This is a genomic window from Streptomyces sp. URMC 127 (assembly GCF_051386535.1).
Lineage (GTDB): Bacteria > Actinomycetota > Actinomycetes > Streptomycetales > Streptomycetaceae > Streptomyces.
In genome coordinates, this window is sequence record NZ_JBPQTW010000112.1 from 1 (window position 1) to 22,286 (window position 22,286).

Consider the following 22,286-nt stretch of genomic DNA (forward strand, 5'->3'; position numbering starts at 1 on the left):
CCGCCGCCGGCTCCGTCCCCGCTCCCGCCCCCGCCAGCGCCAGCGCGAAGGAACGCACCCCATGAGCCAGACCGTCGACCGCGCCCTGCGGATCCTGCCGCTCCTCGCCGAGGGGCCGGCCAACCTGGAGCAGGTCGCGGCCCGCCTCGGCGTCCACAAGTCGACCGCGCTGCGCCTGCTGCGCACCCTCCACGAGCACGGCATGGTCTACCGTCAGCAGGACCAGCGCTACCGCCTCGGCACCCGCCTGTTCGCCCTCGCCCAGCAGGCCGCCGAGAACCTCGACGTCCGCGAGATCGCCCACCCGCACCTCGCCGAGCTCAACGAGCGCTGCGGGCACACCGTGCACCTCGCCGTGTACGAGGACGGCGAGGTCCTCTACATCGACAAGGTCGAGAGCCGCTACCCCGTACGGATGTACTCGCGCATCGGCAAGCCCGTCGCCATCACCGTCGCCGCCGTCGCCAAGCTGCTCCTCGCCGACCTGCCCGAACCCGAGCGGCGCGCCGTCGCCGAGCGGCTCGACTACCCCGCCTACACGGCCCGTTCGACGCCGAACGCCGCCGCGTACCTCAAGGAGCTCGCGACCGTGCGGGAACAGGGCTGGGCCACCGACTTCGGCGGCCACGAGGAGTCCATCAACTGCATCGGCGCGCCCGTCCGCGGCCCCGGCGGCCGCGCCGTCGCCGCCTGCTCGATCTCCGCGCCGAACGTCGTCGTCGGCACGGCCGGGCTCCTCGAACTCCTCCCGCTGCTGCGCCGCACCGCGGACGCCATCAGCGCGGACTACTCCGGTACGACACCGCCGCCCATCAGGAAGCAGGGATCCCATGACTGAGAAGACCGCCATCACGCCGCCCACCCACACCACCCCGCCCGCGAAGTTCTCGCACGGGGTGCGGAAGGGCAACATCCTGCAGGTCGCCGGCCAGGTCGGCTTCCTGCCGGCGGTTCCGGGGCAGCCGCCGACGCCCGCCGGGGACTCCCTGCGCGAGCAGACCCTGCAGACCCTCGCCAACGTCCGGGCGGTCCTGGAGGAGGGCGGCGCGAGCTGGGAGGACGTGGTCATGATGCGGATCTACCTCACGGACACCGCCCACTTCGCCGAGTTCAACGAGCTCTACGACGCGTACTTCGCCGACCTGAAGTCCGTACCCGCTGCCCGTACGACCGTCTACGTCGGGCTTCCCGCCGGGCTGCTCGTCGAGATCGACGCACTCGCCGTCCTCGGCTGACGGCCGCCGCCACGAGGCCGGGGGGTGCCCGACGTGTCCGTCGAGTCCGTCATCTACGCGGCCGAGCGCCGCACCGGAGGGCTGCTCGCCCTCATACCGGGCACCCCCGGTCTGCTGACCGTCGCCGCCCTCGGAATCGCCCTGCTCCTCTTCCTCATCATCAAGGTCAGGCTGCAGCCGTTCGTGGCCCTGCTGGCCGTCTCGATCGCCGTCGGCCTCGGCGCCGGGCTGCCGGTGACCGAGCTCTTCGGCACGGTCCAGAAGTCCGGCGCCGTCTCGCTCGTCGAGGCGGGCATGGGCGGCACCCTCGGCCACATCGCCGTCATCGTCGGGCTCGGCACGATGCTCGGCTCGGTCCTGGAGGTCTCCGGCGGCGCGGAGGCCCTCAGCGGCCGGCTCCTCGCGCTCTTCGGGGAACGGCGCGCGCCCCTGGCGATGGGCGTGACGGGTGTGGTCTTCGGGATACCGGTCTTCTTCGACGTCGGCATCTTCGTCCTCGCGCCGATTGTGTACGCGGCCGCCAGGCGCAGCGGGAAATCGATTCTGCTGTACGCGCTGCCGCTGCTGGCCGGCCTCTCCATGACGCACGCCTTCCTGCCGCCGCACCCCGGTCCGGTGGCCGCGGCCGGGCTGCTGCGCGTGGACCTCGGATGGGTGATCCTCATGGGCGCGGCGGCGGGCCTGCCGGCGGTGCTGGCGGCGTGGGCGTACGCGGCCTGGATCGGCCGCCGCGTGTTCGTCCCCGTCCCCGAGGAGATGGCGGCGGCGGCCGAGGAAGCGAAGCGGGCGGCGACGACCCCACGGGCCCCGGCCTGCGAAGACCTGGCCCGCGAGACCACGACCCGCGAGGCCACAAACGGCGAGGCCCCGGCCCGCGAGGCCCCGGCTGCCGAGGCCCCGGTCGCTCTCGCCACGCTCCTCGCCGTCATCGGCACCCCGCTGCTCCTCATCCTCCTCGCGACGTTCTCCTCGGTGGCCTTCGCGCCGAGTACGGGCCGCTCGGTGGTGGAGTTCTTCGGCCACCCGTTCGTGGCGCTGACGATCTCCCTGCTGCTGGCGTACTGGCTGCTGGGCCTGCGGCGCGGCTGGTCCCGTACGTCACTGGAGGCCGTCTCGACGGCCTCGCTCAAGCCCGTGGGCAACATCCTGCTCGTCGTCGGCGCGGGCGGGGTCTTCGGCGCGGTCCTCAAGGGCAGCGGGGTGGCCGGGGCGCTGGCGGCCGCGCTCGCCGGCGCCGGGCTGCCGGTCGTCGTCCTGGCGTGGCTGATCGCGGTGGCCCTGCGGGTGGCGCAGGGTTCGGCGACGGTCGCGATCGTGACGACCACGGGCATCGTCGCCCCGCTGCTCGCGGACACCGCCGCCTCGCAGGCCCACCTGGCCCTGGTCATCGTCGCGGTCTCGGCGGGCTCGATCTTCGCCTCGCACGTCAACGACGGCGGCTTCTGGATGGTGGCCACGTACTTCGGCATCCCGGAACGGGAGACGCTGAAGTCGTGGACGGTGCTGGAGTCGGTGCTGTCGGTGGCGGGGTTCGCGGTGGCGGCGGCTCTGAGCGCGGTGGTGCCGTGACGCGGCCCCGCCGGGCCTTCCCCGGCCCGGCGGGGCCGTACCTACCGCCCCTGCAGGGGACTACTGCTTGCAGTACTGCGCCTCCTTGCCGATGACCCGGTACATGCAGTCCGAGGCCTCCAGCAGCTGCAGCACCGCCTCCCGGTTGCGTGCGACCTCGCGGTCGATCACCTCGTCGGGCGGGTAGAAGCCGCCGCCCGCGCCGCTCTCGTCCGGATACATCTCGAAGGTGTACGAGAAGATCCGCTGGTCGCCCCAGAGCCAGTCGTCGATCGTCCCGTCGGTGGTGTAGAGGTCGCTCGACTGCTCGGGCTTGTAGCCGTTGCTGGCGGCCATGGACTTGCCGAGCGTCGCGTAAACGTCGTGCTCGTCCTGGGTCATCCCGGGGCCGGTGTCGTCGTAGGTGTAGCCGAAGGGCCACAGGACCAGCTCGCTGTACGTGTGGAAGTCGATGCCGGCCTTGATCTGCTGCTTTCCGCCGACGACGCGGCTGCGGGCGAAGTCGGCGACGACCTTCACCTCGGGCGCGGACTCGCCCGCCGTGCCGCGGTAGGTCTCGGAGCCGGGGCTGCCGGAGGAGCCGCCGCAGCAGCCCCACTTGTAGTTCCAGTTGCGGTTGAGGTCGGTGCCGCGGTAGGCGGAGCCGGCGTTGGGCTGGCGGTTCTTGCGCCAGCTGCGGTAGGAGCCGGTGGCGATGTCGTATTCGCCGCCGTCGGGGTTGACGTCGGGCACGACCCAGATCTCGCGCGAGTCGACCATCTTGGTGACGCGCGGGTCGGTGCCGTACTTGGAGCCGAACTCCTTGAGCAGGTAGAGGGCCATCTCGACGGTGAGGTGCTCGCGCGCGTGCTGGTGCGCGGTGAAGAGGACCTCGGGCTCGTCCTCGTCCGTGCCCGCGTTGTCGCTGATCTTGACGGCGACGATGTCGCGGCCCTCGTACGACTTGCCGATGACCTTCTTGCTCATGATCGCCGGATGGGCGGCGACGGCGGCGTCGACCTCCGCCATGGCCTCCCGGTAGTTGTGGTACTTCGCGTCCTCGGGCGGGAAGTCGTACGGCTCCGTGGCCCGGCCGCCCGAGCGGTCCGGCGGCCCGGGCAGCCGGCTGACGGCGTAGCCCATCCGGCGGATGCGCTCGGCCTGTCCGGCGTCCGCCGTGACGACGATCGAGGTGCCCCGTACGGCATCGACGGAGACGCCGGTCGCGGCGACGGCGGTGCGCTGGGCGGCGGTACGAGGGCCGGTGACCTCGTACGCGTGGGTGGTCCCGAGGGTGTCCTCCGCGCCGCGCGAGGCGGCGGGGACGGCGAGGGCCAGGGTGAGCACGGCGGCGACGGCGGTAGTAGCCCATCTGCCGCGCGAACGGGGTCGCATGCGGTCTCCTGGGGGGTTCCGGTCCCTGCGGCGGGTGGGGGGATGCCGCGGGGGAGGGAAGTGGGGGGTACAGGGGTTGCGTGGCCAGTGTCGAGCCGTGTCATGAACGGGTCAACGCGAGGAAGGCGAGGGAATCCGGCCAAGTTGGCCTTCACTGCCGTGACTTCGATCCTGTTGATTGCGTCCGCCCCCACCGGCACCAACAATGCGCATGTCAAAACCGAACAGGGCTCCGGCTCGGCTCAGAGAGGAACCACCCCCCATGAGAAGACCTCTCGTCGGTGCGCTCGCCACGCTGCTCCTCACCGGAGCGACCGTGGCCGGTGCGGGCACCGCCACCGCGGCTTCCCCGGACGGCGCGGCGGGCGCCGGCAAGGCGCGGCCCAAGGCGGTCGACTTCGCGGGCACCGTGGCGCTCAGCAACTGTTCAGGCTCCCTGATCCGCCTCCCGGGCTCGTCGGACAACGATCCCGGCCTCGTCATGACCAACGGTCACTGCCTGGAGACCGGCATGCCGGGGCCCGGCGAGGTCATCACCGACCGGCCGTCCACGCGGACCTTCAGCCTGCTGAACTCCAGTGCGGGCAAGGTTGCCACACTGCGCGCCACAAAAGTCTCGTACGCCACGATGACGGACACGGATGTCACCCTCTACGAGCTGAACACCACGTACGCGCAGATCAAGCAGCGCTACAAGATAGACGCCCTGAGCCTCTCCCCGGACCACCCCGTCGCCGGCACCGCCATCAAGGTCGTCTCCGGCTTCTGGAAGCGGATCTACAGCTGCAACGCCGACGGGTTCGTCTACCGCCTCCGCGAGGCCGACTGGACCTGGAAGGACTCGCTCCGCTACACCTCGTCGTGCAACACGATAGGCGGCACGTCCGGCTCGCCGGTCGTCGACGCGAGCACCGGCAAGGTCATCGCGATCAACAACACCGGCAACGAGAGCGGCGAGCGCTGCACGATGAACAACCCGTGCGAGGTCGACGAGAACGGCCAGGTGACCGTGCGGCAGGGCATCAACTACGCCCAGGAGACGTACGGCATCGCCAAGTGCTTCACCACCGGCAACAAGCTGGACCTGGGCCTGCCGGGCTGCGAGCTCCCCAAGCCGTAACGTTTCCCCCCTTCCCTCGGCTCACCGGCTCCCGGGGTCCTGGGCGGCGCCCGGGCTCCGTAGCCATTACTAGGCTGAGGACATGACAACCCTGATCGTCCTTCTGCTCTTCGCGGCGGGCACCGCATGGGTCCTCGGGAAATGCGTACGCGAATGGCTGACCTCGCTGAGGTCCGTCTTCTTCGGCGAGCGCGCGGAAGGTCGTTGCGTGCGCAGCTACGGAACGGAAGGCTCCGACGGCTTCACGCGCATGCATTACGTCTACGGCTTCACCACGGCCGACGGCCGTTCGGTGGAGTTCGAGGAACCCACCATGCTTATGCAGGAAGGCAGAAAAGTCACCGTCCGCTACCGGGCGGAGGACCCGGAGCGGACGGCGACGGTGATGGGACTGCGCACCCTTTCCCCCTTGCTCGGGGGCCTTTTCGGCATTCTGGTGAGCAGCGCCTTCTTTCTGGTCAGCCTGGTGGTTCTCTGGATGTACGTGACGCGGGTGTGGCCCAAGCACTAGCGGGCGGGAACGTCAGCCGGTCACTTAACGTCAGCCGGTCACCTTGATGGACTTCAGGATCTCGTCCAGGTCGTCCTGGGAGAGCTTCCCCTTCGGTGCGGTGACCCGTACGATCCAGGGCTTGTCCTTCTTGTCCATGCCGACGACATCGACGGCGGTCATGTCGGTGTCCCGCGGAGGGGACCCGTCCGCACCGCTGGACTTGAACTCGTGGTCGATGCGCGTGGCCCGGCGGGCGCCGGAGACGGTGATGTCCTCCTTGCCCTTGGCCGTGCCACCGAAGGTGTACTGGGTCTCCGCACCCGCCACCGCCATGTCCAGGTCGCTCGTCTTCATGAACTCGACCTGCGCGATGATGCGGGCAACGGTCTTCCCGTCCTCCGTCAGGTCCGCCTCGGCCGTGACGGACCCGGGCAGCCGGTCCTCGGCCAGTGCCTTGAATCCCTTCGGGTAGGCGACGCTGACCTGCTGTGCGTCCAGCGTCTGCCACCCCTCGGGGACGGCCGGCCCGCCGCTCTTCTCGCTACCGCAGCCGGCCATGAGGAGTCCCGCGAGGGCGGTGGTCGCAGCGGCCGCTGCGGCGCGGCGCACGGTCGTGCTGATCATCGAGTTCCGCTTTCTGTGCGACTGTCCGGCAGTGATACCACTTGCTGCTGCTGCTGCTGCTGCTACTACTACTACTACTACTTCGAGCAGAGCGTCATCGGAAGGTAACTCCGCTTTCCGTCCCGCGGGGCGCCGAGGAACTCGGCGTCCTTCTGGCGGACCTTTTCCTTGCTGGCCTCGAAGTTGGCGGTGTAGCCGAAGGACGCCACGCCCAGATTGAGCTCGGCACCGAACTCCGCGGCGTCGGTCACACCGTCATAGGTGAGCCGGCTGGTCTTGCCCTCCGCGAACAACAGCTGACCGAACTTGTCGTCGTCATCGGGCTGGTCCGTCGGGGCCTCGTCGGAAGCCAGCAGCACCAAGGGCGTCCCGTACTTGTCGTTACCCTTCAGCCAGTTCTCGGCGGTTTCCCGCTGAGCCGCGGTGTTGATGTCGAGCGTGGTGGTGACGACCTCGGTCACGGTCTCCTTGCCGGATCCGCTGACCGACCCCTTGTGCTTGGACTTGCCGGCGTTCCGGTTGTCCTTGCCCTTCTTGTTCTTGTCCGGGACCTTCTCCTCGTCCGAGGCCTCCTGCTTGCCGCCGGCCTTACCGGAGTCCTCCTGGGTGCGGGTCATGATGATCCGCTTCAGATGGTTGTCCTTGTCGCGGGTGACCGTGATGGCTCCGGTGATGCCGATCCCGTGCTCCGCCGAGACCTTGGTCCCGTCGGCACTGGCCTCTCCGCCCGCGCTGCCCTCCACCTTGAACGCGAAGGTCTTGGAGGTGGTGTGGTTGATGCCGTCCTTGGTGATCGTCGCCGTGGGGGCGACCTTGACCTTGCCGCCGAGCTTGGCCGTGATCTGATCGTCGATCGAACCGGACATCTTGAGGTCGCCGGCGGCCTCCACGCCCACCGAGGCGTACGAGAGGTGGCCCGCGTTGACCGTGTCGTTGACCTCCTTCTGCAGGTCCGTGTAGTGCTTGGCGGAGTTGCGGGCGGCCAGGGGCGAATCCCTGGCGTACTGCATGCCCGCCTTGGCGCTCTCCAGGTCTTCCAGCTTCTCGCGGAACTCGTCGGCTTCCTCCTGGCTGTCGAACTGCCAGGTGTCACCGGCCGTGACCTTCACACCGCCGGACAGCTCGACCTCGGACGAGCCCTCCTCGTCGAGCTTGCCGACCTTCGCGCCCCACTTGGGGGTCAGGGTCACGCCCGCCTTTCCGGCCTCGCTGAAGGTGAGCCGGACCCGGTCCTTGTACACGGGCTTGCCGTCCTTGCCCAGGACGGGATTCCCGTTCTTGTCGACCTCACGGACCTTGAACTTCTGCTGCTGGAAGCCGTACTCGTTGCCGAACTTGAACCAGGCGATCTTCACTTCCTGGCCCGCCGTATTGCTGGTGTTGGCGGTGTTGCACATCGTCGGCTCGAAGTACGAGTCGGGCTTCTTCGCCTCGGCGATCTGGCGTGGGGTCTTGCAATTGCCGCCGACGGCCTGGCAGATCTTCGCCTTGATGGTGTCGGCGATGGTTCTGTCCATGTTGGCGGTGACCACCGCGGCCATGATGGCCACCACCACGACGACCGTGCCGATGTATTCCGTCGCCGTCACACCGAGGTCGTTCCACGGGTGATCCGCACGGCCGTCGTCCGTCCGGCCGAGCTGCCCGAGCGCGAGCCCGGCGACACCGCCCAGAACGAGGGAAGCCACCGCCATGCCGATGCCCTCGGCGACGAGGAGGCCCCAGCCCTCCACGAGAGTCCACGCGGTCGTGACGACCGGAACTCCCAGCGCGGCCGGCAGGTACCGGGACAGGAAGTCCCTGTGCGGCTCGGAGAGGAGACGGGCAGCCGCCCATACGGCCAGGGTGACGTAGAGCGTGTTGGGAACGTAGATGAGGGCGACCCGCCATCCGAAGGAAGCGAGCCGCTCCGCGGACGCGAGGTCGTCGAGGAGCGCGGTATTGAGGAGCAGGCCGGAGGCGAAGAGGACGACGACCGCTGCCGCCCAGGAGCGCATCAGCGCGAAGAAGACGCTGGAGCGCTGCGGACTCGGCGCCCGGTAGGAACCATATGTATGTCGGGAGTCGAAACTCTTGCCTATGCCGCCCATTCCCCCAGCTCTCCGTCCTTGATCGTTCGCGGCTCACGCTAACCGGAGATGATCAAGGGGTCGTGGGCCCCTGGGCCCCATTCGGGGCCCAACACGACGTGGGAGGCGGAGGGAATCCGGGCAGTCGGCAGTTGTCTGTGGGACCCCTCAGTTCGCGCGCGGGAAGGACACCTCTACGCGACGGTTCTGCTTGCGGCCCTCTTCGGTGTCGTTGGAGGCGATCGGAGCGTCCTCGGCATACCCGCGGATCTCGTAGCGGACGTCGGAGCCGAGCGCCTTGGACAGTTCCTTCTGCACGGCGTCCGCGCGCTGCTTGGAGAGCTCCATCCCGTGCTCGTGCGTGCCGAGGTTGTCGGTGAAGCCGAAGACCTGGACCTGGTGGGCGTTCTGCTTCTTGATCTCGTCGGCGATGGTCCTGATGCGGTCGTTCGCGGCGGGGTTGAGCTCGGCACTGTCCTTACCGAAGAGGATCTCGGCCTGGAGCTGGAACTTCACGTCCGTGTTGGTGTCCTGCCGCTGTTCCTCGCCGCTCTCGTCACCCACGATGCTCTTGATGTCGAGCACCTTGGGCGGCGCGAGGGTCTTTCCCCGCTCCAGCTTGAGGCCGGGATCCTTGGGGTCGACCTTTCCTGTGAAGACGGACCGTCCGGAAGGCGCGTCGTCGGCGAAGGCGGAGGGCGCGGCGGCTGCCGCACCGGCGGTCAGGACAGCAGCAAGGGCCCAGGCCGGCGTCTGCCTGTGAAGCATTCGCATGAGGTCACCCGTCCGTCAGCGTCAGGGCGACGGACTGGAAGGTCGGGATCTGCAGGTCGACCTTGGCCGTGGTCTTCGGGGGAGCGGGGAACTGCATGTAGACCTGCTGCTCCGAGTTGGGCTCAAGGGTGGCGATGCCCGTCGTGGCCAGTGGCCGGTCGTCGGTGTCCCGCAAGGTGTAGTACCGCTTCTTCTCCTTCTCGTCCACGAGAGTGGCGCCTCCGAGGGAACTGCCTCCCGCCCCCTTGATCACGTTCAGCTCGGGGCCGGACCACACCTGCGTGTCGTAGAACTTCTCGCTCGCCGTGTTCTTCAGGCTTCCGCTGAGCGTGACGAACCCGCCCGAGCTGCGCGTCGCGGACGTGATGTCGAGGACGACGCCCTTGGGACCCTTGAGCGTGGCGATCACCTTGCCGTTGTCCGGCTGCTTGGTCCGGGAGTCCTGCCCGGACCGGTCCTCCTGCTTGCTCCCGCCGTCCTGCTTGGCGCTCTGGCCGGCCTCAGGCTTCTCTTCTTTGCCGTCGCTTCCGCAGGCGGACAGCGTCACGGTCATTGCCGCCACCAGGGCGGCACCCACGACGGTCCGACGTGCCCGGGCACGCTGCCACACGCTCATCACTCATCGTCCTCTAGTTGTCGTTCGCAAACAGGGCGCACAAGTATCAGTCGGCAAGTCTGACGGAGAACAGGTCCGCGACTCCAGGGAGGTGCTTCGAGCTCGCCGGATCCTTGGGGTCGAGATCCCAGGTGCGGCCGTTGGAGCAGTGGAGTCGCAGCGGCTTCGGCTCAGGCTTCTTGCTTGCCTCGGGAGCTGAACTCCGCTCGGGCTTCGGCGTATTGCTCTCCCGCGGCTTCGGTGTCCGCTCGGGCTCGGGCTTGCTGGTCGCTGCGGGTTCCTCCACCGGCCGCAGCGTGCACACCCGCGGCACGATGACCGCCGTGGCGGTCGCCTTCATGTGCCGGTTCTCCAGGCCGGGGATGGCAGAGCCGCCGACGGCCTTCCTGGACTGCAGCTTGACGGTGAAGCCCGTACGTCCGTCGGTGAGCTTCCGGCAGCCCTCGGGACCGTCCCCCATCTGTGCGTCGTTGCGTTCCGCGAATCGCCTCGCCGCCGCGCAGGCCCTCTCGGTGAAGAGGTTCTTGCCCTTGAGGGCGTGCTGCCAGCTCGCAGGATCGGTGAGGGAGACGAGGAGGCCGGCGCGGAGCTGTTCCCGTGCGTCCTGTGCGGCCGCCAGCGCGGCGGCATCCGCGGCGGACTGGGCGCCGTTGCGGGAGACGGCGGCTTGACCGACCGCGACATAGGCGAACGCGAGGAAGAGCAGGCCCGCCACCACCGTGATGTAGATGGGGAGGGTCTGCCCTGCCTCGCGGTGCGGCCGGCCGGTAAAGGGCATCAGTTCGAGGGCTTGGCCGACTGGCCGCCCCCGCTCTTGCTGTCCTTGCCGATGTTGTCGGTCCCGTCGATCGCCTTCATGATCTTCTTCTTGATGCTGTCGCCGATGTCCGTGAAGCCGACGATCGCCGCCAGGATCGCCACCACGACCACGATCATGCCGATGTACTCCACCGCGGTCTGGCCCTTGGACCGCTCGCGACGGAACATCCGGTCGATGACGACGTCCCGCCACTCCACCACGTGCACCTTGGTGTCGACGGCCGCCTTCAGCAGCTTGTCGTTCATGGTCTTCCCCTCCGGCCTCAGCCGGCGCCAAACCGGCTTCTACGTAAGTCCTGGCTCCATCAGCGCCTCCGGTCGTCACCTGACCGGCCTCCCCGACGGCAGCAGAAACGTACGCCGGAACCCCACTTCTGAACATGGGTCCCAAGGCCCAATCCCGGGCCCAAAGGCGTGCACGAGCCACCTGCCCGCGCCTGCGGGCCCGCTTCCGCGGCAGTGCGTCACCCATGCGCCCGCCCTCCACTGCGCCCTCCACCGCGTGCCGTGCCGAGCCACAGGGCGATGGCCTGACTCCGGGTCTCCGTCTGCAACTTGGTGAAGATGCGGTTGATGTGGTTCTTGACCGTCTTTTCGCTGATGAAGCACGCCGCCGCGATCTCGGCGTTCGTCATCCCCGCGGCGATGAGGTCCATCACCTCCTCCTCCCGCCGGCTCAGCGCGAACCGGGCCGGTTCGGGCGGGGGTGCAGTGGAGTGAGGAGCGGGGTGACCCTCGCCGGGCGCGCCCCTGCCCAGACCGTCCGGCAGCTCGGGACGGCCGTTCGCCTGCCGCACGCGGGCCAGCAATGCCGTGGAAGCCGTGGCGGTGAAGTGGGCCCGCCCCTGTTTGATGTTGCGTATGGCCACGACGAGTTCCTCGGCCGTGAACTCGCCGTGGACCAGGTAGCCGCCGGCACCCAGGCGCAGAGCCTCGTGCACGATCTCGGACTCCTGGCTGTACGTCAGCATCAGGACGGGCGCCAGCTGCACGAGGTACGGGAGCGCCGAGATGCCGTCCACCTCGGGCATCCGGACGTCCAGGAGCACGACGTCCGGCCGCAGCCGGTAGGCGGCGTCGTACGCCTCCCGCCCGTTTCCCGCCTCGGCGACGACCTCGATGTCCCGTCGGCCGGAGAGAAGCGCCGTGAGCCCTGCCCGTACGACGGGGTTGTCGTCGGCGACGATGACCCGCAGCGGGGCGGCGTCGCGTGCGGCGGGGATGCCGAAGAGGCTCCGGGGATCCTGCGGGCCGGTGGGCCCTGCAGGGGATGACGCCGGCTGCGGACGCGTGAGCGGTGCCGGGGCTTGGGGGTGCGGCGGCGCCACGTGGGTGCGGGGACGGTTCTGCACGCTGCGCCCTCCTCTCGGTGGTGTGCGGACATGACGGGTGGCTCAGGAGGCCGCCGGCGGCCCTGTTCCGTCGGCAGCCGGTCCGAGTGCTGCCAGCGGGAATTCCAGACGCACCTCGGTGCCCTCCTCCGCGCTGCCCTTGCCGATGCGGATCCGGGCGCCGATGCGGGCCGCCCGCTCCACCATTCCGACCAGACCGAAGTGCCCGCTCCGCTTCAGCTGCTCCAGGGTCGTGCCGGGGAGCAGGCCACGGCCGTCGTCACGGACGCTGATCCGGACGGCACCCTTGACCACGCCCACGGAAACGTCGAGCTTCGAGGGGTCCGCGTGCCGGTGGGCGTTCTCCATCGCCTCGGAGGCGATGGTCAGCATGTGCCGCGCGACCGCGTGCGGCACCGGGGGGACGGCGGTGCTGCCGACCGGCCGGCAGACGGCCGTCAGGCCGGTGCGGCGCGCGAAATCCGCGACCCGCGCCGAGAGTTCGACGGTGATGTCCACACCGCCGTCCAGCCCCGACTCGCGCCTGAGGTCCGACAGCAGCTCGCGGGATTCCGCCGCCGCGCGCCGCGCCGAGCGGCTCACCAGCTCGGCCTGCTCCTTTATCCGTTTCGGGTCCATGCGGTCGGCGGAGTGGGCCAGTCCGTCGGCCGCCAGCGCGAGCCCGTGCAGCGTCTTGGCCACCGAGTCGTGCATCTCCCGGGCCAGCCGGGCGCGTTCGCTCTGCACCGCTTCGCTCACCGCGAGCCGCGACCGGGTGTCCGTCAGCACCTTGCTGGCGGCGCCGAAGCGCAGCACGTGGCGCCGCAGGGTGACGCCGACCGAGCCCGCGAGGACGCAGACCCCCGGCAGCAGTGCGGCTCCGTCCATGCTGAGGAGATCCGCATGACGGTCCCCCGCGTAGGCCAGGCCGACGATCAGGAGCGTGAGGGAAACGAAGATTCCCGCGCCTCGCCACCCGTAGACCAGCCCGGCCAGCAGCGGCGTGCAGATGGTCACGTAGGCGAGCGGGCTCTCCGGCGTCGCGGTGAAGAGCATGAGCGCGCCGAGAGCGGTGTCGAGGCCGAGCAGCGTGGGGTGCTTGAGGAGCAGCGGCCCGAACCGCTCCCAGTCGCGGATCAGGATGTACGACCCCATGAAGGTGAACAGGATCGCGGCGCCGACCAGCCAGGTGGGCCAGCCGCGCCTGGCCCCGTAGAGGGCGAAGGGGGCCGCGAGCGCGATCATGGCCAGCCGGAAGCCGAAGACCTGCCGGCACAGCGCCTGGAGTGCGGACAGCTGGATTCTGAGCGCCGGTTCGTCGGCCACGAGCTCCTCAGGGACCGTAAGGCCCCCGGAGGTGATCGCGGCCGGCGACCCGGCGACCGCGCGGTACGCCATCGTCACTGTCTCCCTACCCCAGCAGGCCCGAGCCGAAGAACATGCCCGCCCCGATGAGGATCAGCGTCGCCGGGACCATGATCATCGTGATGATGGTGGTGGCCTTGGGCACGGCCTTCGCGGCCTTGCGCCGCGCGTTCTGGGCGTCCGTGCGGCGCATGTCGTCGGCGATGGCCATCAGCGTGTCGACGATCGGCGAGCCGAGCTCCTCGCCCTGCTGCAGCGCGGTCACGAACATCGCGACCTGCTCCGAGTCGTTGCGCTTGCGCAGCTCCTCGAAGGCCTGGCGGCGGCTGACGCCCATGTCCATCTGGCGCAGGGTGATGCGCAGCTCGTCGGACCACGGCCCCTCGTACTTCTCGGCCGTACGGTCGAGGGCCTGCCGGAAGCCGAGGCCCGCGGAGACGACGACGGCGAGGACGTCGAGGAAGTCCGGGAGCGTGCGCTCGATGGCCTCCTTGCGGGCGCGGACGGCCGACCAGAGGCCGATTTCCACCCACACCGCACCGAAGGCGAACATCAGGATCGCCAGCAGTGCGTTGCCTCCCGCCAGCATGACCAGTCCGCCGACGCCGCCCGTGACGCCGTAGACGAAGCGGCGCGCGGCGTAGCGGTCGATGGTGAGGCCGCCGGGGTTGCCCGCCATGTCGATGCGGCGGCGGGTCTTGTTCACCCGCTCCGGCCCCATCATGCGCAGCACCATGGGCGCGTAGCGCATGCCCAGCCGGTCGATGAGCGAACCTGCGGCGTTGGTACGGGTGGCGCCGACCTCCAGGGCGACGGCCAGGTCCGCGGGCAGCTTGGCGTCGGCGCGGTAGAGCCGGAGGCCGTAGAAGATGCCGACGATGGAGAGGGCGAAGACGAGTGCGAGCAGGAGTCCCATGGTGCAGCTTCTCTCGGATCTCTTGGATCTTTCAGATCTCTCAGGTGTCTCAGGTCGCTCAGGTCGCTCAGACGTCGATCTTGCCGAGGCGGCGGACGAGGAAGAACCCCAGGGCGTAGAGGGCGATGGACACGATCATGGCGCCCTGCCCGATCACCGAACCAGTGATTTTGTCCAGGGCGCCGGGCCAGATGCGGTCCATCACCAGCAGGGCGCCGAGCCCCATGCCGGGGACGATGTACGCCGTCGCGGTGACCTGCGAGAGCTGGGTGCGCACCTCGCGGCGGGTCTCCTTCCGCTCCTCCAGCGTGACGGTGAGGCTGCGCAGCGAGCTGACGACCGTACCGCCCGCCTTGTTGGACAGCACGAGGGTCGTGACGAGGACGACCAGCTCCCGGGAGGGCAGCCGCTTGGCCAGTTCGTCCAGGGCGTCGTCGAGGGTGTGGCCGACGGCCAGCTGGTCGGCGACCCGGGCCAGTTCGTCGCCGGCCGGGCTTTCAAGCTCTTCGGCGGCCATGGCGAGGGCCGTGCGCAGGGCGAGTCCGGCCTGGGTGGCATTGGCGACGACGCGGGAGAGCTCGGGAAGCTGGTTGATGAACTTCTCGTTGCGCTTCTGGCGCTGCCAGTTGAGGTAGGCGAACGCGCCCCACAGGCCGGCACCGGCCGCGAGGGGGCCGAAGAACGGCGCCAGGAGCATGCTCGCGACGATCCACATGCCGGCGGTGGCGCCGACCATGTAGACGAAGAACTCCCCGGGAGTGAGGGAGAGCCCGGTGGCGGCCAGCTTCAGCTCGATCTTCCTGCCGAACGCGGTCTTGCGGATCCGGCGGTCGATGCCCCGGAACGCCTCGCGCCGTCCGCCCTTGCGTATCTCCGGCCCCTGCTGGGTGAGCCGGTCGACCAGCGCCTGGCGCTGGGCCTTGCCCGTGGCGTACACGTGCACGCCGGCGATCGCGAGCACGCAGCACAGCAGCGTGGCGCCGATCGTCAGGAACACAAACTTGTCCATGTCCGTGGGGAGACTTCCTACTTGGCTTCGCGCGCGGCGAGCTGGTCGTCGGAGTCGGCCACGCCGAAGGCGGGCGGGACGGGCTCGTTCTTGAGGTAGAGCCGCTCGGCCACCCGGCGCGGAAGCGGGAAATACGTGAACTCGCCGTACACGACGCCGTCCGCGGACATCGGCCGGGCCGTGAACCGGCTCACCGTGACGAGCCGGTAGTCCTCCCGGCCGCGGGAGTCCAGGATCGCCACCTCGCTGATCTTCCGGGAGCCGTCGGCGTTGCGGCTCAGCTGGACGATGACGTCCACGGCGCTGTTGATCTGGTCCTTCAGCGCCGCGAACGGGATCTCGACCTCCGACATCGAGGCCAGCGTCTGCAGCCGCATCAAAGCGTCCTCGGCGTTGTTGGCGTGGACGGTGGCCAGGGATCCGTCGTGGCCGGTGGACATGGCCTGGAGCATGTCGAGGGTCTCGCCGCCGCGGACCTCACCGACGATGATCCGGTCGGGGCGCATGCGCAGGGAGTTGCGGACCAGGTCGCGAATGGTGATCTGGCCCTTGCCCTCGACGTTCGGAGGCCGGGACTCCAGGGTGATGACGTGGTTCTGCTGGAGCCTGAGCTCCGCCGAGTCCTCGATGGTGATGATGCGCTCGTTCTCCGGGATCAGCCCGGAGAGGGCGTTGAGCAGGGTCGTTTTTCCGGAGCCGGTCGCCCCGGAGACGATGACGTTGAACTTCGCCCGCACCAGCGCGGAGAGCAGCGCCAGCATCTGCTCGTCCAGGGAGCCCAGGCCGATCATCTCGCGCAGGGTGTAGGCACGGGGGAAGCGGCGGATGGTCAGCGTCGCGCCCGACAGGGCGAGCGGCGGAATGATCACGTTGACGCGCTCGCCGGAGGGCAGGCGCGCGTCCACCATCGGGTTGGACTCGTCCACGCGGCGGTTCACCGTGGAGACGATGCGCTCGATGGTCTGCATCAGCTGCTCGCCCGAGGCGAAGCGGAGCGGCAGCTGCTCGACCCGGCCGGCGCGCTCCACGAAGATCTGGTCCGGCCCGTTCACCATGATCTCGGTGATCGAGGCGTCCTCCAGGAGCGGCTCCAGGATGCCCAGGCCCAGGGCCTCGTCCACCACGCGGCGGATGAGCTGCGAGCGCTCGTGCGTGGAGAGGACCGGCCCCTCCCGGCTGATGATGTGCCCGAGGACGCGCTCCAGCCGGGCCCTGCGCTCGGCGGCCGCCAGCGAGGACATCTCGGCGAGGTCGATCTCCTCCAGCAGCTTGGCGCGGTAGACCGCGACGAGGTGGTTCTCCTCGTGCTGCACGCCGCCCGCCTCGGGTGCGTTGATGCGCGCCCTCAGGCTCATGTTCGGGGCTCCTTCTGTCGTGTGCTCGGCTGCCGGTTCCGTCGTGTGCTCGGCTGCCGGAGGGTCACGGCCGCGCCGTGTCGCGGGGCATCGTGACGGTCTTGGTGGTGCTGCCCAGGTCGAACCCGATGAGCGACGGGATGCTCACCTCGGCGGTCGCGGTGACCTCGCCGATGCCGTCGCTGCACCGGATGTCGGCCCGCTCGGCCAGCCATCCGCTGATGGACGCCTTGCCCGCCGACCGGCATCCGTTCTCCATGCCGGGGCGTGCGGCCGTGCGGGCCGCGGCGCGCGCGGCCGTGCCGGCCTGCTCCATCGCGTACATCGCGACGCCGGTCTGGATCACGGCCAGCCCGATCAGGATCAGCACGGGCAGCATGCCGATGAACTCGACCGAGGCCTGCCCGCGGTCACGGCGCCGGGTGTGTTCACGGCGCCCGGTGCGGTCACGGCGCCCGGTGTGCCCGGTGCGCCCGGTGCGCCCTGTGCGGTCGGTGCGCCCCGTGTGGTCGGTGCGGTCGGCCATGCCTCACCCCTCCTTCGCCACGGCGGCCCGGCCCCGGATGGGCACGGGGAAGCTCGCCAGGCCGGGGAAGAGGACGGGAACCTCCAGCTCGACCTCGGCCTCGTACAGGCCGCTGCCGACGTCGTCACGGCACCGGATGCCGGCCCCGTCGCGCCAGGAGGGCTCGAGGCCGCCCAGCACCGCGCCGCGGCAGGCGGTCTCGCGCGTCCCTTCGCTCGCGATCGCGCCCTGGTGGGCGCCCCTGTCGGCCGCGTGCCCCGCTTGCGTGTACGTGTAGCCGGCCAGGACGCACTCCCAGAGCAGGATCAGCAGCAGGAGGATCAGCGGCAGGACGCCGAGGAACTCGACCGCGACCTGTCCGCGGTCGGCACGCCGGCCGAGGAGCCGCACAGACGGGATGGTCATGGCCCGGTCCTGTCCCCGGCCGGGGCGTCGGGCGGGGAGCCGCACAGTCGGGACGGTCATGGCCCGGTCCTGTCCCCGGCCGGGGCGTCGGGCGGCGAGCCGGGGCCTATGCCTTCCTCCCCGTCGGCGCCGCCGCGCCGCCGCCGGAAGCCGACGGCCCCGCGGTCGCCGCGGTACTTGGGCCGCCCCCGCCTGCCGGCCGCATGCTGGGCGGCGCTGCGTACGAGACCCAGCTCACCGGCCAGTGCCCACATCGCCTGTCTGACCACACTGCGGCTGTCGAGGTCCTGCATGCGGCCCGCGTCCACCACCGGCTGCAGGTCCTTGAAGTGGGCGGGCACGGCCGTACGCGCCAGGCGCGTGCCGACGACGCGCTCGACCAGCGGAGGCTGGATCTCGGTGTTGCGCACGGCGCGGTTGACGACGGCGATGGTCTCCTCGGCCTTGCGGACCTGCAGCCGCTCCCACATGCGCACCATGCGCTTGGCCGCCCGTACGGTGACGACGTCCGGCGTGAGGACGAGCACGGCGATGTCCGCGACCTCGATGGCCGCGGTGTTCGCGCCGGTCATCTGGGAGCCGCAGTCGATGACGACGACCTCGTAGCGGCCGCGCAGCGCGCTGACGAGCTGACGGGCCGTCCGCTCGCTCACCTCCTCGGCGCGCTCGCCGTCCCCCGGGGCGAGCAGCAGGCCGAGGCCCGTCTCGTGGTTGAAGACGACGTCCTGCAGGACGCGCGGGGTGATGTCGTGGATGTCGGCGAGGTCGGCGACGGACCGCCGGAACTGCACGTCGAGGTACGAGGCGAGGTCCCCGTTCTGCAGGTCCATGTCCACCAGCGCGACGCTCCGCCCGGCCGCCCTGGCGGCGAGCGCCATCTGGATGCTGATCACCGACGTCCCCACGCCGCCCTTGGCGCCGGAGACCGTGACCACCGTGCCGCCGGGCCCGCTGGGGACCCCGGCCTCGGCGGTCAGGTGCCTGCGCACGCCGACGGCCCAGTTGCCCGTCGCCCGCACGCGCGCCAGGAGCTCGTCGTACGACAGGGGCAGGCCGACGAGGCCGCGCGCGCCCGCGTCCATGGCGGCGGAGATCAGCGCGGGGCTGGTGTCCGCCGTGATCAGGATGACCCCGACCGCCGGGAACCGCAGCGCCACTTCGCGGACGAGCTCCAGGGCGGGCACCGGCCCGATCCGCTCGTGGACGAGGACGACCTCGGGAAGGCCGGTCATCGAGTCGTGGGCGAGCTGCGCGAGGGTGTCGAGGAGCTGGGTGGAGCTGACCGCCGGCTGGGCGGGATCGGTGTCCGGGAGCTGGCTCAGCAGCGCCGTCACCGACCGGGCGGCGTCCGCGTCACCGACGGCCGGGAGGATTCTTGTGGCCATCCGTTACCTCACTTGTCGCCGTTCAGGGTGTAGTCCCGCTGGTTCGGCGGGATGGTCGTGTCGCTGCCCGGCGCGACGAGCGCGAGGCGGACGTGGGAGGCGAAGGACTCGGCGTAGGCGATGCGCTGGGCGTCGAGGGTCTCCAGCGCGAAGGTGATCGGGACGGCCGAGCCGCCGGACTGCGACTCGCCCTCCTTCGGGGCCAGCGGGGTCAGCTTGCCGACGTCGATCACCTTGGCGTTGCTGACGATGACCTTGGAGCGCGGCTGCGCGGCGCTGTCCTCACCGGTGCCCTTGCCCGTCGCGGACGAGAACGTGGCGTAGACGTTCACCGTGGCCCCGGGGGTGATCTTGCCGGCGACACCCGTCGCGGCGTCGATCATGATCGCGATCTCCTGCTGCCCGGGCTTGAGCGCCGGCCGCTCGGTGATCATGTCGGACTGCAGGAGGGAGCCCGCCTTGAGCGGATTGACCGCTATCTTCCCCGTGACGTCGTCAAGGCTGGTCACCGCCGTGCTGGGCAGCCACCGCTTGGGCAGGGAGACCTGCTTGAAGTTCCCGGGCTCCAGCGCCCGGTACGCGGGCACGTCCGTCGCCAGCTCGTACGCCGTGACCTCGGGCCCCACCTTGGAGTCGACGTCATTGATCACCGAGAGCACGCCGATGAATGCGGCGAAGGCGCACACAACGGAGAGGAGGAGCAGCATGATGCCGCGGCGCTGGCGAGAGTTCATGGTTGCGGACTACCTCGTTCAAGGATGGATGCGGTGAGCGGCGGTGCGGGCGCGCTGGAACTTGCTCGGTACTCGCTTCGTGCTCGGGAGAAGTGACGTGAGTGCGCGCCGGCCGTGCCGCGCGGCGGCGTGCGGCCGGAGGCGTGCCCTCTGCGGGTCACTCGGCGGACTGCCCCTGCAGTCCGGGACTAACGACGCTGTTGTGCGGCTGCTGGTTCGCATGGGGTGAGAGAGACGCAGCACAGAACACGCAGCGCTCGCCGATGAGCTCCAGCCCGCACCACGGGCACGGCTGCCGCTTCACGGAGGCGACGAGCTGGGCGAGCACCGAAGTATCCCCGATCCCCGCGACGAACTCGACCAGTTTCCCGGTTCCCCACCAGCGGAGGGACTCCTGGGGCAACTCCGCCTGCTGGAGGGACTGGACGGCCCAGGCGGGCGCGAGGGTCGATGTGACCCAGTCCGAGGCGATCCGTCCCTGAGCGACGGTCAGGTACGTGCCGAACTTCGGGCCGGCCAGCATGCTGCCCGCGGCGCCGATCCTGATCAGCTGCGGTGCGGGGCCCGCCAGGACGCCGAACTGCGAACCCGGCACCCAGGACTTCGCGTGCGCCGTGAGCCCGACGGGCACGTGGTCGAGCTTGGCCACGGAGTTCAGCAGGGCGCCGGCGTACAGGTAGTGGGAGAACAGCAGCGCCGCCGAGCCGACGACGCCCGCGCCGAAATCGAAGACGGAGATCTGCCGCAGCTGCCGCGCGAGCACGGCCAGCGCCAGGGGCGGCAGGTCGCTCCGTACGAGGGCGATCCTGCCGTTGTCCAGCACCGAACGGATCGTCTGGAGGCGGCGCTCGTGGGACACGGCGAGGGAGGACGGATAGAGCACGATCACGTGCCCGCACTGCTCCACCAGCGCCTGCATGCCGGCGAGAGCGTCGTTCAGCGACTGCTCGCTCGGGGGGCGGAGCGCCGCTGCGGACGGCGTCCGCCCGTCCGGCGGCGCCAGTACGAGGTCAGCACTGGTAACTGCTATTGCGGTCGCCACGTCTGATTACCTGCCCCTCCGGACGCCCCGTACCGCAGACGACCGCACATCATTCTCCCCCGTACAACTGCAGCAGCACTTTATCCGCGTCGCGGGAGCCCGGAGAACACCATCCCTTGCGCCGGCAGGATGCTCCGAGAGCATGAAAAGGCGGTATAGCGGGGCGTATTGACCTCGGCGGCGCGAGGAGCCGGGTTCGTCATGACGTGGCCGCTAGAGCAGAAAGCGGCCGAATGCTGCTAAGAAGACCGAAATCCAGATGAAACCCCCTACCAGGGCGCCGAACGCCGGGAGGAGGACGGGCGCGAGGTCATCCCGGCCTGCGATCGTGGCCGTGCGCGACGGGTCGGCGGGGTCGTAGTGGGCGACCGTCCGGTAGCCACGCCCGATGCCCTGAGAGACGTCCTCCGAAAACCGGATGCGCCGGCCGTCGGCGGCGTCGAACTCGAACACGTGGTGATAGGTGGTGTCCTCGCGGCCCGAGGACATCTGCACCTCCACGCACACGGCCTCGGCCTTGAGGCCGTGCCGCAGCACCCTGAAAATCGCCAGCAGCCGATGCGCGAAGTACGCCGGCAACGCCCCCAGGGCAACCAGCAGACCGGTGAGACCGGTAGTCGTGAGCACTGTCAAGGCTTGCCCCCGTTTTACAGCGAACTTTGGGCCCGGCGTGGGCCCGTGGGCCCATGGCCGGGCGTCCCGCGCAGGCTAGCGTGGGCTGGAAGTGATCAAGAACAGAGGGCGCGGGGCATGAGTGGCATAGGTGACGTTTTTGCCTCAAGGGGAAAGAACCCCTCATACGGTGACCCAGGGCCATCACGCACCGGCCTCCTCTTCCGTCTCTTCCGTTCTTCCGTCACGGCCGGACTCGCCGCCGCTCTGCTCGGCGGCTGCGGGAATGGCGCGGACGACGGAGATGCTCCGGGTGAGCCGAAGGGCTGGGGCAAGCTGGAAGCGCAGCAGGTGACAGTGTCCTATCCGGAAGGATGGAAGCCTGTTCCTCCGGGGCAGGAGAAGAAGCCGAACACCACCGGCGTCACCTTGAGTAAGGATGGCTCCATAGTCGCAAGGGTGGCCGTTCAAACCTCGTTCATGGAGGCCGGCGACCTGGACCTGGCGGCGTTGGGGGCGGAAGCCACCTACGCCGTGGGCGCCGCGTCCAAGGAGACGAAGGACATCAAGGTAGGCGGTGCCAACGTGCGCCGCATCGACTACAACCCCCAGGCCTCGAACGGCCTGGACCACTCCCCTCCGGAAGGGACCACCGTCGACGGCACCGACGTCGTCGGCATGGACGCCGAGGACAAGCCGTTCCTGGTGCGCATCATCAGGAAGCAAGGGGCGGTCTCCCCTTCCGACATTGACAAGATCGTCGAATCCGTCAGGGTGACCGGCTGACCGGCCGACTGACCCCCGGCGCCCCTGGGGCCCCGAATGGGGTCCCAGGACCCAAGACCCCGGGCGCGGAGCGCCGTTAGCGTCCCCCTGTCGTGATCACGCGGGGGAGGGGCGCGAGGCATGGGTG

General features: G+C 69.8%; 24 protein-coding genes. 6 read left to right on the forward strand and 18 right to left on the reverse strand.

The window, feature by feature from the left end; translation table 11 throughout:
• The first annotated feature begins 61 nt into the window (after positions 1-61).
• From ACSNOH_RS21400 to ACSNOH_RS21410, 3 genes are read left to right on the forward strand one after another with little or no spacing between them, the layout of a single operon-like run.
• Positions 62-838, forward strand: coding sequence for an IclR family transcriptional regulator (locus ACSNOH_RS21400; RefSeq protein WP_436723015.1), 777 nt, complete (start codon positions 62-64; stop codon positions 836-838).
• Positions 831-1,235: a RidA family protein gene (locus ACSNOH_RS21405; RefSeq protein WP_436723017.1), complete on the forward strand. Its 405-nt coding sequence runs from the start codon at positions 831-833 to the stop codon at positions 1,233-1,235. The genes ACSNOH_RS21400 and ACSNOH_RS21405 overlap by 8 nt, the downstream gene beginning before the upstream one ends.
• Before the next feature lie 33 nt (positions 1,236-1,268).
• Positions 1,269-2,804 (forward strand): GntP family permease, encoded by a 1,536-nt coding sequence (locus ACSNOH_RS21410; RefSeq protein ID WP_436723019.1) that lies wholly within the window; start codon positions 1,269-1,271, stop codon positions 2,802-2,804.
• A gap of 60 nt (positions 2,805-2,864) precedes the next feature.
• On the opposite strand, the gene ACSNOH_RS21415 is transcribed toward ACSNOH_RS21410, so the two are convergent.
• A complete protein-coding gene (locus ACSNOH_RS21415; protein WP_436723020.1) occupies positions 2,865-4,178 on the reverse strand; it encodes a M14 family metallopeptidase in 1,314 nt (437 codons plus the stop codon).
• Positions 4,179-4,440: 262 nt separating this feature from the next.
• Here ACSNOH_RS21415 and ACSNOH_RS21420 point away from each other — a divergent pair, with 262 nt between their 5' ends.
• Positions 4,441-5,298 (forward strand): S1 family peptidase, encoded by an 858-nt coding sequence (locus ACSNOH_RS21420; RefSeq protein WP_436723022.1) that lies wholly within the window; start codon positions 4,441-4,443, stop codon positions 5,296-5,298.
• A gap of 82 nt (positions 5,299-5,380) precedes the next feature.
• The gene (locus ACSNOH_RS21425) at positions 5,381-5,809 is read left to right on the forward strand and encodes a DUF3592 domain-containing protein (protein ID WP_436723023.1); all 429 of its coding nucleotides are present in this window, start codon (positions 5,381-5,383) and stop codon (positions 5,807-5,809) included.
• Between the two features lie 30 nt (positions 5,810-5,839).
• Here ACSNOH_RS21425 and ACSNOH_RS21430 read toward each other — a convergent pair whose 3' ends face one another.
• From ACSNOH_RS21430 to ACSNOH_RS21510, 17 genes are all read right to left on the reverse strand, one after another.
• Positions 5,840-6,415, reverse strand: coding sequence for a hypothetical protein (locus ACSNOH_RS21430; protein WP_436723024.1), 576 nt, complete (start codon positions 6,413-6,415; stop codon positions 5,840-5,842).
• Between the two features lie 77 nt (positions 6,416-6,492).
• Positions 6,493-8,505: a hypothetical protein gene (locus tag ACSNOH_RS21435; protein WP_436723026.1), complete on the reverse strand. Its 2,013-nt coding sequence runs from the start codon at positions 8,503-8,505 to the stop codon at positions 6,493-6,495.
• A gap of 147 nt (positions 8,506-8,652) precedes the next feature.
• Entirely contained in the window at positions 8,653-9,258 is a 606-nt protein-coding gene (locus ACSNOH_RS21440) for an OmpA family protein (protein WP_436723027.1), read from the reverse strand.
• Positions 9,259-9,262: 4 nt separating this feature from the next.
• Entirely contained in the window at positions 9,263-9,874 is a 612-nt protein-coding gene (locus ACSNOH_RS21445) for a hypothetical protein (protein WP_436723029.1), read from the reverse strand.
• Positions 9,875-9,920: 46 nt separating this feature from the next.
• Positions 9,921-10,652, reverse strand: coding sequence for a pilus assembly protein TadG-related protein (locus tag ACSNOH_RS21450; RefSeq protein ID WP_436723030.1), 732 nt, complete (start codon positions 10,650-10,652; stop codon positions 9,921-9,923).
• Complete coding sequence (locus ACSNOH_RS21455) at positions 10,652-10,939, reverse strand: Flp family type IVb pilin (RefSeq protein ID WP_436723032.1); 288 nt, start codon at positions 10,937-10,939, stop codon at positions 10,652-10,654. Before ACSNOH_RS21455 ends, ACSNOH_RS21450 begins: the two co-directional genes overlap by 1 nt.
• 218 nt (positions 10,940-11,157) lie before the next feature.
• The gene (locus ACSNOH_RS21460; protein WP_436723034.1) at positions 11,158-12,045 is read right to left on the reverse strand and encodes a response regulator transcription factor; all 888 of its coding nucleotides are present in this window, start codon (positions 12,043-12,045) and stop codon (positions 11,158-11,160) included.
• Between the two features lie 42 nt (positions 12,046-12,087).
• A complete protein-coding gene (locus ACSNOH_RS21465) occupies positions 12,088-13,422 on the reverse strand; it encodes a sensor histidine kinase (protein WP_436723035.1) in 1,335 nt (444 codons plus the stop codon).
• A gap of 13 nt (positions 13,423-13,435) precedes the next feature.
• Entirely contained in the window at positions 13,436-14,305 is an 870-nt protein-coding gene (locus ACSNOH_RS21470) for a DUF5936 domain-containing protein (RefSeq protein WP_436723036.1), read from the reverse strand.
• Between the two features lie 67 nt (positions 14,306-14,372).
• Complete coding sequence (locus ACSNOH_RS21475; RefSeq protein WP_436723037.1) at positions 14,373-15,314, reverse strand: type II secretion system F family protein; 942 nt, start codon at positions 15,312-15,314, stop codon at positions 14,373-14,375.
• Between the two features lie 17 nt (positions 15,315-15,331).
• Positions 15,332-16,669 (reverse strand): CpaF family protein, encoded by a 1,338-nt coding sequence (locus ACSNOH_RS21480; protein WP_436723038.1) that lies wholly within the window; start codon positions 16,667-16,669, stop codon positions 15,332-15,334.
• 64 nt (positions 16,670-16,733) lie between these two features.
• The gene (locus ACSNOH_RS21485; RefSeq protein ID WP_436723039.1) at positions 16,734-17,195 is read right to left on the reverse strand and encodes a TadE family protein; all 462 of its coding nucleotides are present in this window, start codon (positions 17,193-17,195) and stop codon (positions 16,734-16,736) included.
• Positions 17,196-17,198: 3 nt separating this feature from the next.
• A complete protein-coding gene (locus tag ACSNOH_RS21490) occupies positions 17,199-17,600 on the reverse strand; it encodes a TadE/TadG family type IV pilus assembly protein (RefSeq protein ID WP_436723040.1) in 402 nt (133 codons plus the stop codon).
• A gap of 56 nt (positions 17,601-17,656) precedes the next feature.
• Complete coding sequence (locus tag ACSNOH_RS21495; RefSeq protein WP_436723041.1) at positions 17,657-18,985, reverse strand: AAA family ATPase; 1,329 nt, start codon at positions 18,983-18,985, stop codon at positions 17,657-17,659.
• Between the two features lie 8 nt (positions 18,986-18,993).
• Positions 18,994-19,719 (reverse strand): Flp pilus assembly protein CpaB, encoded by a 726-nt coding sequence (gene cpaB, locus ACSNOH_RS21500; protein ID WP_436723042.1) that lies wholly within the window; start codon positions 19,717-19,719, stop codon positions 18,994-18,996.
• Between the two features lie 157 nt (positions 19,720-19,876).
• Positions 19,877-20,761 (reverse strand): hypothetical protein, encoded by an 885-nt coding sequence (locus tag ACSNOH_RS21505; RefSeq protein ID WP_436723043.1) that lies wholly within the window; start codon positions 20,759-20,761, stop codon positions 19,877-19,879.
• Between the two features lie 213 nt (positions 20,762-20,974).
• A complete protein-coding gene (locus ACSNOH_RS21510) occupies positions 20,975-21,388 on the reverse strand; it encodes a DUF3592 domain-containing protein (RefSeq protein WP_436723044.1) in 414 nt (137 codons plus the stop codon).
• A 444-nt stretch (positions 21,389-21,832) separates the two neighbouring features.
• Between ACSNOH_RS21510 and ACSNOH_RS21515 the strand changes: the two genes are divergently transcribed.
• Complete coding sequence (locus ACSNOH_RS21515) at positions 21,833-22,159, forward strand: hypothetical protein (RefSeq protein WP_436723045.1); 327 nt, start codon at positions 21,833-21,835, stop codon at positions 22,157-22,159.
• Positions 22,160-22,286 lie beyond the last annotated feature (127 nt).

Coding starts and splice junctions, on each gene's coding strand:
- ACSNOH_RS21400 (WP_436723015.1), top strand. CDS start 62: ATGAGCCAGACCGTCGACCGCGCCCTGCGGATCCTGCCGCTCCTCGCC.
- ACSNOH_RS21405 (WP_436723017.1), top strand. CDS start 831: ATGACTGAGAAGACCGCCATCACGCCGCCCACCCACACCACCCCGCCC.
- ACSNOH_RS21415 (WP_436723020.1), bottom strand. CDS start 4,178: ATGCGACCCCGTTCGCGCGGCAGATGGGCTACTACCGCCGTCGCCGCC.
- ACSNOH_RS21420 (WP_436723022.1), top strand. CDS start 4,441: ATGAGAAGACCTCTCGTCGGTGCGCTCGCCACGCTGCTCCTCACCGGA.
- ACSNOH_RS21425 (WP_436723023.1), top strand. CDS start 5,381: ATGACAACCCTGATCGTCCTTCTGCTCTTCGCGGCGGGCACCGCATGG.
- ACSNOH_RS21430 (WP_436723024.1), bottom strand. CDS start 6,415: ATGATCAGCACGACCGTGCGCCGCGCCGCAGCGGCCGCTGCGACCACC.
- ACSNOH_RS21435 (WP_436723026.1), bottom strand. CDS start 8,505: ATGGGCGGCATAGGCAAGAGTTTCGACTCCCGACATACATATGGTTCC.
- ACSNOH_RS21440 (WP_436723027.1), bottom strand. CDS start 9,258: ATGCGAATGCTTCACAGGCAGACGCCGGCCTGGGCCCTTGCTGCTGTC.
- ACSNOH_RS21445 (WP_436723029.1), bottom strand. CDS start 9,874: ATGAGCGTGTGGCAGCGTGCCCGGGCACGTCGGACCGTCGTGGGTGCC.
- ACSNOH_RS21450 (WP_436723030.1), bottom strand. CDS start 10,652: ATGCCCTTTACCGGCCGGCCGCACCGCGAGGCAGGGCAGACCCTCCCC.
- ACSNOH_RS21455 (WP_436723032.1), bottom strand. CDS start 10,939: ATGAACGACAAGCTGCTGAAGGCGGCCGTCGACACCAAGGTGCACGTG.
- ACSNOH_RS21465 (WP_436723035.1), bottom strand. CDS start 13,422: ATGGCGTACCGCGCGGTCGCCGGGTCGCCGGCCGCGATCACCTCCGGG.
- ACSNOH_RS21470 (WP_436723036.1), bottom strand. CDS start 14,305: ATGGGACTCCTGCTCGCACTCGTCTTCGCCCTCTCCATCGTCGGCATC.
- ACSNOH_RS21475 (WP_436723037.1), bottom strand. CDS start 15,314: ATGGACAAGTTTGTGTTCCTGACGATCGGCGCCACGCTGCTGTGCTGC.
- ACSNOH_RS21480 (WP_436723038.1), bottom strand. CDS start 16,669: ATGAGCCTGAGGGCGCGCATCAACGCACCCGAGGCGGGCGGCGTGCAG.
- ACSNOH_RS21485 (WP_436723039.1), bottom strand. CDS start 17,195: ATGGCCGACCGCACCGACCACACGGGGCGCACCGACCGCACAGGGCGC.
- ACSNOH_RS21490 (WP_436723040.1), bottom strand. CDS start 17,600: ATGACCATCCCGTCTGTGCGGCTCCTCGGCCGGCGTGCCGACCGCGGA.
- ACSNOH_RS21495 (WP_436723041.1), bottom strand. CDS start 18,985: ATGGCCACAAGAATCCTCCCGGCCGTCGGTGACGCGGACGCCGCCCGG.
- cpaB (WP_436723042.1), bottom strand. CDS start 19,719: ATGAACTCTCGCCAGCGCCGCGGCATCATGCTGCTCCTCCTCTCCGTT.